We start from the raw sequence: 13,261 nt of genomic DNA, 5'->3' as shown, positions 1-13,261 counted from the left end.
ACCACATCACCCGCAAACACGCGAATCCGATGNGGGACCCGCAGCACCAGGCGCGGTCCAAGGGGACGACGCACAGCCGACCGGCAGTCTTCTGGACGTCGGCGGTGNCCTGCGCCGCCTCCAGGACGAGCTCGAATGCCGCGTCCTCGACGAGGTCGGTGGTGCAGCCGTTGATATCCGATACCAGCCTGGGCTCGGGCCACGGGGCCCGAGCCCAGGTGCCGCTCGGGTTACCCGGCCGCGATCTGCGTGACGGTCTTCAGGTCCGCGCTGACGAGGTACTTCACCGTGACGCCGGCCTTGGTTCCGACCACCAGGTAGGACCCGTCGGAGTTCTTCACCACGCTGGTGACCGCGACCGACGAGTCCTTGGCCTTGAGCGCCGCGGTCACCTTCGCCAGCTCACCCGCCGACAACGACGTGTTGACCGCCGTGGCCAGGCCGGGCGCGGAGTTCCCGCCCGTTCCCGCCTGGACGCCGGCGGACAGTCCCGTGGTTGCGCTCGCCATCGTCGCACCACCGAAAACAAGCCCCGCGGTGGCGGCGATGGTCGTGAAGGCGAGGCCGATCTTCTTAGCGGACATGTTCCTGGCTCTCCTTCGCGCGAGGCGGGCCGACAGCCGGCCCGCCCAGTTCTCCACACATTCCTTCGACGACCCGCCCGTTTACCTCTGGTCGACCCCGCGCATGGTTTCGGGAATTCCAGCCCCACTTTCACNAGCTTTTCCGACTTCCGGCGAGACGTTGCGAGTGCGTCGAGATGAACGCTACCCACGGGCCGGCCGGTCCCAGCTCCGGAAGGCCTGTCGTCAGGCCGATAGTTTGTGGATTACCCGGCATCCGGCCAGGTAGAGGAGGGTGCGTTGCCAGGCTCACACCCCGGCGGGTATCGCGACATTCAGGCATTCCCGGGCGGCGACGGCGAAAAGGTGTCGTGCGTCCCACGCGGCGTGCCGCGGCTACTCCGGTGAGGGGGCCGGCGGTGGGGTCTGGCCGCCGGGCCGCAGCTCGGTGATCAACCGGTCGCGTTCCGCGATCAGGGCCCGCTCGCGTGCACGCATCGCGGTCGCGGCGGCGAAGTCACCCGCGTCGAGGGCGGCGTCCTTCGCCGCCTGGGCCTGGCCGAGCTGCTCGGCGAGCTCACGGGCCCGCGCGTTGGCGCCGGTGACAGCGTCCCGGCGCGGCGAGTACATCACCTCGGACAGCGGGACTTCCCCCCTGGCGGCGATGGCGGCGAGCACTCGGTGGCCGGCTTCCTCGGGGTCGACGCCGTGACGAGCGAGGATGTCGGCGGCGACGCCCTGGTCCTCGCCCAGCAGCCCGAGCAGAAGATGACCAGGGCCGATGAACGTGTGCTGGAGCCGCTGAGCCGCCTGCAGCGACTTCTCCAGGACCAGCTTCGCGCGCGGGGTGAACGGGATCTGCCGTGCTGACGTGTGCTCGCTCGCACCCACGGCCGCCGCGACCGCCGACCGGCCCGCCGCCAGCGTGAGTCCGAACGCACCCAGGACGGCGTCCGCCGGCGCGCTGTCCTCGTGGAGCAGGCCGAGCAGGACATGCTCCACGCCGATCCGGTCGTGNCCGAGCGACCTGGACTCCTCCTGCGCGTGGACGACGGCCCGCCGGGCACCGTCGCTGAATCTCTCGAACATCGGACCCTCCTCGGGTTCCCGTCCGCTCGACACCGNCGCGGCCGACCCCATCATCGATCACCTCGGGNAGCAGCCGCAGGCGATTCAGCCGGCACGCCGTTCCGATCACCCAGGCAGGTAGGGCCGAGAGAGGGTGAGAGGTAGGTCGCGTCGACGAGTGTCTCGTCGAGCCAGTGCCGATGTTGGGCGTGGTGCGGGTCGGCGCCCGTCAGCCGGTCGTCGGCGACGCCGCAGCCGGATCAGTCGGGCGACCTGAGCAGGGGCAACAGGTGGTCGCCCTGGCGCTCGATCTCCCGCAGGTAGGGCGTGTCCGACAGGACGAAGTGGCTGATCCCCAGGTCGGCGTACCGGCTCAGGGACTTCGCGACGTCCGCCGCCGAGCCGACCAGCCAGGTCGTGCCGGCGCCCTCGCCGCCGATCCGGCCCGGCGCGGTGTAGAGGTTGTCGTCCAGGACCTCACCGCGCGTCTGCAGGTCGAGCAGGCGCCGCTGGCCGACGGCGTCGAAGCGGCCGCGGCCTTCGGGGAGGTCATCCTGGCGGGCAGCCAGGTCGGCGACCTTGGCCTCGGCATCGGCCCAGGCCTGCGCGGTGGTGTCGCGGACGACCGTGGTGACGCGCAGCCCGAACTCCAGCGGCGGGTGCTCGCGGCCCAGCTTCTCGCTCAGCTCCCGCAGGCGTGCGACGCGTTCGGCGATGCCGTCGAGCGGCTCACCCCAGAAGAGCTGCACGTCCGCCTCCGCGGCCGCGACCCGCTCCGCCGCGTCGGAGGCCCCGCCGAAGTAGAGCTTCGGGTGCGGCCGGCCCGGGCGCGCCCGAACCCGGGGACCGAGGGTCGAGCCGGTCACCTGGAAGTACTCGCCGCGGTGGGTGACGTCCTGTTCGGTCCACAGCCGGCGGACCAGTCGCATGAACTCGCTCGTACGGGCGTAACGCTGCGCCTGGCCCGCGTCGCTGTCGCCGTACGCGGCGAGCTCGTCCCGGCCCGAGACGATGTTGACCCGCACCCGTCCGTCCGACAGATGGTCGAGGGTGGCCGCCGCGGCGGCGAAGTGCGCCGGCCCCCAGTAGCCGGGACGCACGGCGATGAGCGGCTCGAAGCTGGTCGTACGCGCCACCAGGGCCGTGGCGACGGTGAAGGTGTCCGGCCGGTTCCATCCGGCGCCGAGCAGCGCTCCCCGCCAGCCATGCCGCTCGATCGCGACGGCCTGCCGGGTCAGCGTGTCCAGGCTGTTGTGGCCCGCCGCCGCGTCGTCGCCGCGGTGCCCGGGCCGGACCTCGTTGGGGATGTACCAGAGGAACTCCGCCGCGGTCATCCGCGGTCCCCCGCCCTCGCCTCGGCCGACGGTTCGGGTGCCGGTCCCCCGCTCGGGGTGTGCACCAGCGAACCGGCAATCGTCTGGGGGTTCGTGAACAGGGCGAGGAGCGGGCACTCCGCCTCGACGGTCTGGTACAGGGTCTCGATCTCCTCGGCCGTGGCCGGGGAGGTGACGGAGGCCTGGTAGGTGATGTTGTGCGGTTCCCGGGGCACGCCCTCGAAGCCCGGCCGGCCGGCCCGGGGTTCCATCTGGCCCTCGACCTCCACCCTGATCTCGTCGAGCGGGATGTCCAGGCGGGCAGCGACGATCTCGAAGACGTGGGTCAGGCAGCTGGCGAACACGCCGAGGACGAGCTCGGGTGAGCTGGGCCCGAGATCGTCACCGGCGTAGTCGGGGGGCGAGTCGCTGAGGATCTGATGGTCACGGATCCGAATCCGGCGGACGCCGCTGCGCCCGTCGGCGACGGACTGCGCCCGCAGCACCGCCGGACCCGAGAGGGTGCCCGCGGCGATCGCGTCCTCCCGTGCCAGCACGGCCTCGCGCTTGTGGACGAGAAACTCCCGCAGGCCAGGGCGCGCAGCGGTATCGGTCGTCGGCATGACGTTTCCCTCCAGGAACAGCGGTGCCCTCATGCCACACCACGCGGCCGGGCCAATGCAACACCACGCCATGCATCCGTAACACATGAACAACAATCGGGGCGCCTTCTCGGCTGCGGGTTCCGGAAATCGGATGCGCCAGGCTGCTGTACGACGTGTCGGCGGGGGATTCGTACCAGGTCCGCGCATCCCACGTCATGGATGGGCGGGTCGCCCGCGGGCAGGAGTCTCGCAGCAACGCGCCCACCCCGCCCCACAGGACGGCCTTGAGCGCCACGTTCCGGATCAGTCCAGCGAGCCGACATCGCGGACGGCGCGGCCGATGCGGCGGTCAGGGATGATCCAGATCAGCGCGACGATGGTGTAGCAGGCGGTCGCGATGATGACGCCGATCCTGNCGTGGGTGTCGACGAACAGCACGGACAGGATTCCGGCGAGATAGAACAGCGGCGAGATCCTGCCCTTGAGATCCCAGCCGACGGCCTGCCTGAGCCGGGAGTCGGGCCCGTGCGCCCGGATGACCACCTGTTGGAGCACGACGTAGGCACAGGCCGCAGCCAGCAGGTTCACACCGAAGAGGACGACCGGGAAGCGCGCATAGCCCGTCTCGTCCATCCAGGCGGTCGTGAACGGAAACAGCGACAGAAAGAAGAGCAGGNCGAGGTTCGCCCAGAGCACCCCGCCGGTCACCTGGCGGGCCAGCTGGAACATGTGATGGTGGTTGTTCCAGTAGATCCCGACGTAGACGAAGCTGAGGAGGTAACTGAGCAGGCCCTTCCCNGTGGTGTGCCACNGGTCCGCGAACGTGTGCCCCTCGGGGAGCCTCAGCTCGAGAACCATGATCGTGATGATGATGGCCATCACACCGTCGCTGAAGGCCTCCAGGCGACTGGTCCTCATCGGACTGCCCCCTCGGCGCCACGACCGACCATCGTCGTGCGGGCAGCCGCACTCGTTACCCCTGTCCACATACCGCCATGAGAGCATCCCCCCCGGTCAGGGCGCGTGGCCGGGAGTGGTGGCGACTCTCCGGCCGGCCGTGACGGGCCCGCGTCAGCGCAACCAGTGCGACGGCAGGGCGCCGCCCAGGACGTGCACCGTCATGACGACGATGGCGCACGCCAACAGGGGTACCACCACCATGCGTTCGGCCCTGCCGTCGGTGCGGGGTACCAGGACGACCTCCATCCGCCAGTGCACCGGCCAGAGCAGCAGGCAGCCTCGGGGGGTCAGGCAGTCACCGATCAGGTGTGCGAGGCACCCCAGGACGACCGGGTAGGCGACGAAGCCCATGTCCAGGCCGTGCATCAGGTAGACGGCGATCCCGGCCGTCACGCAGTCCTTCAGACCGGACCAGAACTCGTGNCCCTCGAAGTCCAGGCCGAGGCCGCGCAGCCCGAAGNCGACGAGGACGAACAGTGCCGCCCACCAGCCATACCGTGAGTGGTCCGCCAACAGGCTCATCGCCACGCCCATGGCGAGCGCGAAGACCAGGGAGTGGGTGGCGTGCCGATGGCCGCCGCTGGCCCGGCTCACCCACCGGCAGATCGTCCGAGAGACCGGGCCGAGGGTGTTCGCGATCCGGCCGTTGGGATGGTCGATGTCGGGCAGCAGGCCCGCACCCGCGGCCACCACCCCGCCGGCGATCACCTGATGGGACGACAACGACAGTGCGTAGGTCCCCAGCCAGTCCTCCCGGCCCAGGAAGGGCACGACGGCCAGCCAGAGCGCCGCACCGCTCAGCGCGTGCGTCCGCCCCATCACCGCGGACAAACCTCATTGATCGGCATTCGGCGGACTCTAGCCTGACGTTTCCACCGGCCACACCGGGCATTCAGTCAGCAGGGGTGNCCAGCCACGCGCCCAGGTGGTCACCGAGGTCGAGGCGGCGCGGTACCCGCACGAGCTCGGCCGGCGTGGCGACCACCCCGAATGCGCGTAGCCGTTGCGCATGNAGAACCCAGTCCTGTGCCCCGCCGCTGCCCTCGACCGCGGCGAGGTCCGGCGGCAGCGGGTGGTCGACGTCGGCCCAGTCCGGCAGCAGGACCATGTAGACCATGCGCGCGATCTCCTCGATCGTCAGCTCGGACAGGAGCGCGCCGGGGGTCCTGCCACCGCCCGACATGCCCCAGCCCCGGTCATCCAGGAGGGTGATCTCCCGGCCGTCCGACAGCTCCGCGAACTCGTGCACCGTGAAGGAGAGCCCGCTGGCGGTGTCGATGTAGCCCGNCGGTACTGGGGCCGGCGTCGGAACCAGCCCCGGAACCGCGGTCGGATCCGGCACCATCCCCGGAGCCGGGACGAGCACCGGGCAGAGCGGGNCACCGGTCACGGACCGACCGCCCCCGGTACCACTCTCGCCACCGGCTGCGTCGGTGGCGCCAGGCGGGCATCGACGGAGAGAAGCCGTTGGGCCGGCCGAAGCGAGCTCGCACCACATGCGGATTCCCACGACGACAGCACTCACAGGACCATCATGGAGTCCCCGCAGCGCCTCGGTGAGATCATCACGCCCGCCCTGCGCAGGGACGCGGCGCACTGGCTGACGCAGAGGGCGGTCCCTGCTACCAGGCGAAATGCTCGGGGGCCGTGCGGTAGCCCGGGAAGATCTCGTCCAGCCGGGCGAGCGCCTTGTCGTCCAGGTGGACGTCGAGCGCCCGCACGGCGTCGTCAAGGTGCTGCTGGACACGCGGTCCCACGATCGGCGCGGTGACGGCCGGCTGGTGCAGCAGCCAGGCGAGCGCGACGTCACCAGGCTCGTGGCCAAGCTCGGNGGNGAAGTCCTCGTAGGCCTCGATCTGGGGGCGCCTGGCCTCCAGGGACTGCGCGGCACGGCCCTCCAGACGCCGCCTGCCCTCGCGCTCCTTGCGCAGCACGCCACCGAGCAGCCCGCTCTGCAGNGGCGACCACGGCAGCAGGCCCACGCCGTAGTGCTGCGCGGCGGGCAGCACCTCCAGCTCGATCTCCCGGGTGAGGAGGTTGTAGATCGGCTGCTCGCTGACCAGGCCGAACGTCCCGCGCTGGGCCGCGGCGGCCTGCGCCTGGGCGATGTGCCAACCCGCGAAGTTACTGCTGCCGACGTAGAGGATCTTGCCGGCCGTGACGGCGACGTCGACGGCCTGCCAGATCTCATCCCACGGGGTATCACGGTCGACGTGGTGGAACTGGTAAAGATCGATGTAGTCGGTCTGCAGGCGGCTCAGGCTCGCGTCCAGGGCACGGCGGATGTTGAGCGCCGACAGCTTGCCCTCGTTGGGCCACTCCCCCATCGCGCCGTAGACCTTGGTCGCCAGCACGGTGCGCTCCCGGCGCCCGCCGCCCTGCGCGAACCAGCGGCCGATGATCGACTCGGTATGGCCCCTGCCCTCGCCGAGGCCCGACACGCCGGCCGAACGCAGGCCGTAGGCGTTGGCCGTGTCGAAGAAGTTGATCCCGTACCCGTGCGCCGACTCCATGATCTTGTGGGAGTCGTCCTCGCTGGTCAGAGGGCCGAAGTTCATCGTGCCGAGGCACAGGCGCGAGACGGACAGACCGGATCGACCGAGGTGGGTGAACTGCATCGCGGGCGGAGTCCTCTCGGTGGGGGATCAGCCGGCACCCACGCTCGGGCAGGCGGTATGCCGGCTCCTTCGAGTCTGCACCTTCGAGCGTGCTCCAGGTCAAGCCGGCCGAGCACTACCCGTGCCACCGCCACCTGTGCCACAGCCGGCCGCGCCACCGTGGTCTGCTCATGCGCCCAGCAGACTCACGTCCGTTGGGGAGTCCGCCGCGGCAGGGCCACCGCCGGTCCGTTGTGTGCTCCAGGCTGCGCTTCACCGGATCGTGGCTACGGCGGGGACTTGCCAGGGAGCGGGCGGTACCGGCCGACGCGACTGCTGTCAGCGCGTGATGGCGATGTTGAACCGCATCGTCTGCAGGGCCAGGTAGGTCGCAAAGAACAACGGCGCGGCGTGTTCGGTGGCTGTCGCACTGGCCACGCCCCCGAGGTCGAGGATGCTCTCCGTGGTCCAGNCCAGGTCGGCCAGCAACCCCTTGACGNCCGCCTTGGCGTCCTGGTTCTCACCGCTGACGAACACCGTTGCCTGCGAGAGCGAGGCCAGCGGGTCCACCATGATCGAGACGTTCATGGTGTTCAGAGACTTGACGACCCGGGCCCGGGGGAAGCGCGTCTGCACCCGCCGGGCGACGCTGTCGTTGGGGTAGGCCAGCGCCATGTCCGGCGTGAAGGCGGCCGACACGTCCAGCACGATCCGATCGGCGAGGACATCCTCCCCGATCCCCTCCAGCGTGGAAAGGACAGCAGTGCCAGGGATGGCGATGATGACCAGCTCGGCGCCCTGGACGGCATCCGTCTGACTGACCGACCCGGTGCGGTCCTCGGGGGTACGTGAACCGTAGGCCACCTCGTGGCCGGCGGACGCGAGCCGTGCTCCCAGCNCAGAGCCCACTTTCCCCTTACCGATGATCNCGATACGCACAACAGTCTCCTGACAGTTCGGACCCAAACAACAAGAGCGACAGATGGGATTACCCACCNGCATTTCGGGATCTCCAGCTACCTGGGCCAGGTCCTGGCAGGACTGTTCATGAGCATGCTCGCTGGAGGACTCGTTTTGAGCCGCGGCGTCTTTACCTGCCGTGTCCAGCAGCTCATCACCAGGGCACCACGCCAGCGTCCTCGAAGAACGTGCCGGTCGGGCCGTCGTCGGGCAGGGTCGCGAGTCTGATGGCGATCGCCGCGCCCTGTTCGGGGGTGCGCACGCCGCGGAAGCCGTTGAGGTCGGTCGCGACGAAGCCGGGGCANCCGGCGTTGACCAGGATGTTCGTACCGCTCAGCTCCCGGGCGTACTGGAGGGTGACGGCGTTCAGGAACGTCTTCGACGGCGCGTACGCCACGGCCACCGGACCCGTCGTCTGCTCACCAGCGGTTCCTGACTGCCGGGTAAGGGAGCCGACACTGCTGGACATGTTCACGATCCGCGGCGAGGCAGAGCGGCGCAGCAGCGGCATCATCGCGTTGGTGACGCGAATGACGCCGATCACGTTGGTCTCCACGACCGTCCGGATGGTGGCCGGATCGACCCGGGTGGGCTCCTGCGGCATACCACCAGTGATGCCGGCGTTGTTCACGAGCACGTCGAGGCGCCCGGCCTGCTCCTCGATCAGCCGTGCGGCGGNGGTCGCGCTCGCGTCGTCGGTCACGTCCAGCGGTACACCGAACGCGTCAACGCCGGCCGCGCGCAGCTTTTCCACCGCGGCCTCCCGGCGCTGATCGTCGCGGGCGCCGACGCCGACGCTCCAGCCGAGGGCGCCCAGGCCCGCGGCGATTTCGTACCCGATTCCCTTGTTCGCGCCGGTGACCAGCGCAGTCGTCGGTTCGCTCATAGGGTCAATGCTGACCCGGACCCTGGCGAGGGGTCCAACACCGATCAGGTGACCAACGATACCGCCCAGGTATCGATCCGGGATAGCGTGGCGGCGTGGAGACCCGGGAACTGCGATACTTCGTCGCTGTCGCTGAAGANCTGCATTTCGGGCGCGCCGCGCAGCGGCTCGGGATCGCACAGCCGCCCTTGTCACGGGCGATCCAGCAGCTCGAACGCCGGCTCGGGGCCGCACTTCTGGACCGGACCAGCCGCACCGTCACGCTGACCGAGGCCGGCTCGGTGCTGTTGGCCGAGGGCCGGGCGGCCCTCGACGCGGTCGACGCCGCCGACCGCCGGACCCGCCGCGCCGCCCTCGCCGCGACCGGTCGTCCCGGCCTGGTCCTGGCCGCGAAAGCCGGCGCGTCCAGCGAACTGCTGGCGAAACTGCTCGACACCTACGCCGCCGAACCCGGCGCGGTCCCCGTCGACGTCACCCTGTGCGGCCCGGCCGAGCAGGAACGACTCCTGCGCGAGGGCCGGGCCGACGTGGCGCTCCTGCACCGGCCGTTCGACTCGACGGCCGGGTTCCACACCGCGGAGCTCAGCACGGAGAGCCAGGTCGTGATCCTGCCGGCCGGGCATCCGCTCACCGTCCGGGCCCACGTGCACATGGCCGACATCACCGCACTGCCAGGCCTGCCCCTGCCACGCTGGCCCGACCCCGACGGCGCCTACCCGCCCGGCCCCGGCCCGCAGGTCCGCGACCACGCGCAGTTGCTGCAGCTGATCGCGCTCGGCCGCGCCTGCACGATCTCACCGGAGTCGTGCCGAGCCCAACTGCACGGGGACCTCGCCGCCGTGCCCGTGCTGGACGCGCCGCCAGTCACCACCGTGATCGCCTGGCCACCGCACAGCCGGTCCAGAGCCGTCGCCGACCTCATCCGGACTGCGACCCGTCTCTAGCACCACCGCCCGACCACCACCTCGTCGGACACGCCCCAGCACCCGCCGCCCTTTCCCAAGCATCGCTCCTGGGCAGAGCGTCACCGGGTCGGGATAGCGTACGAAATCGGCCGTCGCTGCGACGGCCCTGGACGCCGGGCCGATGCCCGTCGCCCAGCCCGAGGTGAGGAGCGCACAGATGCTGCGTGTCGGCGACACCGCGCCGGACTTCGAGCTGCCGGACGAGGACAACACCCCTCGCAGGCTTTCCACTCTCCTGACGGACGGTCCGGTCGTCCTGTTCTTCTACCCGGCGGCGTTGACCAGGGGCTGCACCGCGGAGAGCTGTCATTTCCGGGACCTCGCGGCCGAGTTCGCCGCGGTCGGCGCCCAACGGGTCGGCATCAGCACCGACACCGTGGCCAAGCAGAAGAAGTTCTCCGACAAGCACTCCTTCGACTATCCGCTGCTCTCGGACGCCGACGGCAGCGTGTCGCGCGCCTTCGGCGTGAAGCGGCCGATCGACCTGCTGCGGGTCAGGCGGGCCACGTTCGTGATCGGTACGGACCAGGTCATCATCGAGGCCATCAGCAGTGAGCTGAACATGAACACCCACGCCGACCGGGCGCTGGCCGCGTTGGGCGGATAGGACGCGAGGCTGACCGGCGTCAGCGGGCAGTGGCCTCGATGGTCCACTGCCGGGCGTCGGCGCTCGCCGGGCGTCCAGCCTCGTAGTCGGCATGCACGGCGGTCACGGTGAACCCGGCTTCGCGCAGCAGGCCGGCCAGCTCGTCGAGCTGGTAGATCTGGAGGTCGAACTTCTGCAGCTCGGCGTCGACCAGGCGGCCGTCGCGCCACAGCTCGTAACGCAGCCACGTGGAACGGACGTTCTTCTCGGCGAGCGCCGCCGGGAGGGACGTGAGCGTCAGCAGGTCGTCGCCGTGCCACCAGTGCCGGAGTGGATCTACGGTGATGGCGGGTCCGAGCGGTTCAAGCGGCTCGGCATCCAGGATGAGGCGCCCGCCCGGCCGCAGGCACGTGTGGAAGTTGCGGAGCGTGCGCAGGGCACGGTCGCGCCCGGTTACCAGAGCGAACGACCCGGCCGGAATGATCACAGCGTCGAACGCGCTCGGATCGTTGAAGGTCGTCATGTCCGCCTCGAACAGCTCGGGGGCAAGCCCGCGGACGGCGCAGTTCTCCCGGCACACCGCCAGCATCGGTGCCGAGGTGTCGAATCCCCGTACCCGCAGACCCGCCTCGCACAGCGGGATGAGCACCCGCCCCGTCCCCACCGCCGGTTCCAGAATCTCCCCGGTGACGCCCGCCAGGAGATCACGATAGAGCTCGACGTCGCCGAACGACGTGCCGATCGGCTTGTCCACCTGGTAGACCAGCGACGACAACCGCCCGTATTCGGGCGCTCTCCCCGTCATGCGGCTCCTCCCCGGTTCCTCCCGAAGGACTTCCCTTCGAGGGCGTCCTGCGCGTCGCGTTTCCGCGTCCAGGCGTAGTCCCCTGCACCTGGCTCCTTTCGGTGACCAGAGAGGACCTGGTCGAACGGGTCAGCANCCTGCCGCCAGCGAAGCTCGCCGAAATCGAGAACCTGGTCCGCCTCGGTAATCCAGCGTAGGCGGCGTCAACGGCTTCACAGGTTTCTCCGGCGACGGTACGCACAGCGGCGGCGCCCAGCGCCCGGTCGATCAGACCGGCATCAGGCTTGCGGCGGTAGTGGCGCCGAGCTCCCTGTCAGGGGCTTGGAAACACCTTTTACCAGATTTACTACCCAGTCCTCGAGTTCACCGTCGGCCGGCCATACACCCTCTATGTCCACGGCAACGGTGACACGACCGGCGCGGTCCGCGGCGTTGAGACGATCATGACCGGCCTGAGGTGGAGGCGCCTGCGCGACCCGCTCACCGTCCTCGGCGAAATATCCGCCGCCGACCGCGAAGCCTGCTGCATCGCAGGCCACTCCATTGGCCGGACCCAGCCCCGATGCGCAACAAGGCGTCCCAGTCCCGATCAAGCTTCCTGACCGCGTAGTCGGTTGCCGTGCGGCGCTCCGGGACCGCGGTTCCTGGATGCCGGTAGCGCCCGTTGTACGGTGATCGCGTGGCTTTGAGTCCGGAGACCGCCGCCCTCCGTCGGCAGCTGGCGTTCCAGCCAGGGCTGACCTCACCAAGCGGAACACAATGCTGACCATGACGCACCCGCGCCGCGTCCGCCGGCAGGCCATGCTCGCGCTCCTGGTCGCATCGGTGGTCTGGCTGCTGCCCTGGACGATCTACCTCGGCCGGAGCCTGCCCGACCAGCACGACACCCACCAGTGGCGCCTGGCCTGGACCGGATTCGACGCCGTGTTGCTGGGTTCCTTTGCGGGCTCGGCCTGGTTGANCTGGCGGCGGAGTCGTTTCGGCCTTCCCGCCCTGACCGCAACGGCGACGCTCATGCTCTGTGACGCCTGGTTCGACGTGACCTTGGACTGGAGCACACCGGACCGCTGGAACAGCCTTCTCACGGCCGTTCTCNCCGAGGTTCCTCTCGCCATCCTGCTGCTCCTGCAGGCCCGGATGCTGCTCGCCGGAGGAACGGGCCGACGCCAGATCAGCGCGGGCGACATCACAGGCGTGCTGGCCGACCCGTGGATCCATCGGGTGGCACAGCAACTCGACCGGTCGGCACCGGCGGATATCCGGACACTCGCGCAGGAACTGGACGTCGAGCCGGTGGCGGTCGGCGGCGCNCTGACGTCGCTTGCCGAGTTCGGCTGGGCCCGCAAGGTAGGCCGGGATCGGTGGGAGCCCGCGCCGCTAGACCTCCGCATCCCCGATCTACCGGACATTCCGGAGGCCGACCGGCCCACGATCGGCCGCTGGCTCGACGCGAAGCTTGACAGCGAGCTACGCCTGTTCGCCCAGGCCTTCCGCCATCCCCAGCGGATGGGTCCGTGGGCGAAGGGTGCCCGGGGGACAGCCAACCTCACCCAGGCCGAACTCACCCGGTTCACCGAGGAGTACCTGGAGCTCGCGGCCCGGTACGGCCTGCTCCACCCCCGGCCGCATGGTGCGACGCGCAAGGTCGCTCTACGCTTCTATGCATTTCCGACGTCTTTTGTTAAGGACGTCGCGGACAGTCACTCGGCCCGACCGGAGTCAGGCGCCACGCACGCAGCGGACACATAACAGCGTGATCATCCGCCTGGTGCCCGCAGCGGTGGCGCCAAGCTCCCAGCAGGTCTCGCGGGCGTGAACCTGTTGCCGTCACGGCGGATGCGCATGGCTCGCTCCCCGCCGAAGTGGGCGGGGATGACCAGGCATTCACGTCGGCGTCGCCTCGTCGACGAGAGCGCGCACTGGATGCTCATCCCGAAGCCGGCCATCAGAGCG

11 protein-coding genes and 10 pseudogenes are annotated in these 13,261 nt (G+C 70.0%); 4 read left to right on the top strand and 17 right to left on the bottom strand.

The annotated features are described in order from the left end of the window. Window positions 1-230: 230 nt before the first annotated feature. From UK94_RS15940 to UK94_RS53930, 16 genes and pseudogenes are all read right to left on the bottom strand, one after another. Window positions 231-584 carry a hypothetical protein gene (locus UK94_RS15940; protein WP_011605552.1) on the bottom strand — a complete coding sequence of 118 codons (354 nt, stop codon included), beginning with the start codon at window positions 582-584 and terminating at the stop codon, window positions 231-233. A gap of 375 nt (window positions 585-959) precedes the next feature. Next, window positions 960-1,580 (bottom strand): annotated as a pseudogene (locus UK94_RS15935) (Clp protease N-terminal domain-containing protein); the annotation flags it as partial. Between the two features lies 1 nt (window position 1,581). After that, window positions 1,582-1,652: pseudogene (locus tag UK94_RS74050) on the bottom strand (Clp protease); the annotation flags it as partial. A gap of 239 nt (window positions 1,653-1,891) precedes the next feature. Then, window positions 1,892-2,965, bottom strand: coding sequence for an LLM class flavin-dependent oxidoreductase (locus tag UK94_RS15930; RefSeq protein ID WP_011605554.1), 1,074 nt, complete (start codon window positions 2,963-2,965; stop codon window positions 1,892-1,894). Continuing rightward, a complete protein-coding gene (locus UK94_RS15925; RefSeq protein WP_235488193.1) occupies window positions 2,962-3,600 on the bottom strand; it encodes an OsmC family protein in 639 nt (212 codons plus the stop codon). Before UK94_RS15925 ends, UK94_RS15930 begins: the two co-directional genes overlap by 4 nt. A gap of 365 nt (window positions 3,601-3,965) precedes the next feature. Beyond that, window positions 3,966-4,225: pseudogene (locus UK94_RS74045) on the bottom strand (hypothetical protein); the annotation flags it as partial. 1 nt (window position 4,226) lies between these two features. Continuing rightward, window positions 4,227-4,347 (bottom strand): annotated as a pseudogene (locus UK94_RS53985) (TMEM175 family protein); the annotation flags it as partial. A gap of 14 nt (window positions 4,348-4,361) precedes the next feature. Then, window positions 4,362-4,467: TMEM175 family protein (locus UK94_RS74040; protein WP_268761398.1), on the bottom strand; the 106-nt coding region annotated here is incomplete at its 3' end. 153 nt (window positions 4,468-4,620) lie between these two features. Then, a pseudogene (locus UK94_RS53970) lies at window positions 4,621-4,932 on the bottom strand (metal-dependent hydrolase); the annotation flags it as partial. A 38-nt stretch (window positions 4,933-4,970) separates the two neighbouring features. Further along, window positions 4,971-5,328: metal-dependent hydrolase (locus tag UK94_RS53965; RefSeq protein WP_235488192.1), on the bottom strand; the 358-nt coding region annotated here is incomplete at its 3' end. An 803-nt stretch (window positions 5,329-6,131) separates the two neighbouring features. Further along, window positions 6,132-6,340: pseudogene (locus tag UK94_RS53960) on the bottom strand (aldo/keto reductase); the annotation flags it as partial. Window position 6,341: 1 nt separating this feature from the next. Continuing rightward, window positions 6,342-6,467, bottom strand: a pseudogene (locus tag UK94_RS53955) (aldo/keto reductase); the annotation flags it as partial. Between the two features lies 1 nt (window position 6,468). After that, the coding region (locus UK94_RS53950) for an aldo/keto reductase (RefSeq protein WP_268761394.1) at window positions 6,469-7,127 on the bottom strand (659 nt) is incomplete at its 3' end. Between the two features lie 1,093 nt (window positions 7,128-8,220). Beyond that, window positions 8,221-8,370: pseudogene (locus UK94_RS53940) on the bottom strand (dehydrogenase); the annotation flags it as partial. 1 nt (window position 8,371) lies between these two features. Further along, window positions 8,372-8,744: pseudogene (locus UK94_RS53935) on the bottom strand (SDR family NAD(P)-dependent oxidoreductase); the annotation flags it as partial. Between the two features lies 1 nt (window position 8,745). Beyond that, the coding region (locus tag UK94_RS53930; protein WP_235488190.1) for an SDR family NAD(P)-dependent oxidoreductase at window positions 8,746-8,952 on the bottom strand (207 nt) is incomplete at its 3' end. A 95-nt stretch (window positions 8,953-9,047) separates the two neighbouring features. Between UK94_RS53930 and UK94_RS74035 the strand changes: the two are divergent. The 3 genes and pseudogenes from UK94_RS74035 to UK94_RS15885 form a co-directional block, all read left to right on the top strand. Beyond that, window positions 9,048-9,091, top strand: a pseudogene (locus UK94_RS74035) (hypothetical protein); the annotation flags it as partial. A gap of 1 nt (window position 9,092) precedes the next feature. Beyond that, window positions 9,093-9,896, top strand: an 804-nt coding sequence (locus UK94_RS15890; RefSeq protein ID WP_235488187.1) for a LysR family transcriptional regulator, incomplete at its 5' end; no start/stop codon positions are given. A 178-nt stretch (window positions 9,897-10,074) separates the two neighbouring features. Beyond that, the gene (locus UK94_RS15885) at window positions 10,075-10,524 is read left to right on the top strand and encodes a peroxiredoxin (RefSeq protein WP_041939508.1); all 450 of its coding nucleotides are present in this window, start codon (window positions 10,075-10,077) and stop codon (window positions 10,522-10,524) included. 19 nt (window positions 10,525-10,543) lie between these two features. Here the strand turns inward: UK94_RS15885 and UK94_RS15880 are convergent, their stop codons facing one another. Then, a complete protein-coding gene (locus tag UK94_RS15880; protein ID WP_055750477.1) occupies window positions 10,544-11,308 on the bottom strand; it encodes a class I SAM-dependent methyltransferase in 765 nt (254 codons plus the stop codon). A gap of 1,311 nt (window positions 11,309-12,619) precedes the next feature. On the opposite strand from UK94_RS15880, the gene UK94_RS53920 reads away from it, so the two are divergent. Beyond that, window positions 12,620-13,057, top strand: a 438-nt coding sequence (locus UK94_RS53920) for a hypothetical protein (RefSeq protein ID WP_235488185.1), incomplete at its 5' end; no start/stop codon positions are given. Window positions 13,058-13,261: the final 204 nt, after the last annotated feature.

Origin of the sequence: Frankia sp. AvcI1, from assembly GCF_001420875.1 — a bacterium.
Classification (GTDB): Bacteria; Actinomycetota; Actinomycetes; order Frankiales; family Frankiaceae; genus Frankia; species Frankia alni.
The sequence above is the reverse complement of the archived record's forward strand: the minus strand, read 5'-3'. Positions and strand labels throughout refer to the sequence as shown.

Coding starts and splice junctions, on each gene's coding strand:
- UK94_RS15940 (WP_011605552.1), bottom strand. CDS start 584: ATGTCCGCTAAGAAGATCGGCCTCGCCTTCACGACCATCGCCGCCACC.
- UK94_RS15930 (WP_011605554.1), bottom strand. CDS start 2,965: ATGACCGCGGCGGAGTTCCTCTGGTACATCCCCAACGAGGTCCGGCCC.
- UK94_RS15925 (WP_235488193.1), bottom strand. CDS start 3,600: ATGAGGGCACCGCTGTTCCTGGAGGGAAACGTCATGCCGACGACCGAT.
- UK94_RS15885 (WP_041939508.1), top strand. CDS start 10,075: ATGCTGCGTGTCGGCGACACCGCGCCGGACTTCGAGCTGCCGGACGAG.
- UK94_RS15880 (WP_055750477.1), bottom strand. CDS start 11,308: ATGACGGGGAGAGCGCCCGAATACGGGCGGTTGTCGTCGCTGGTCTAC.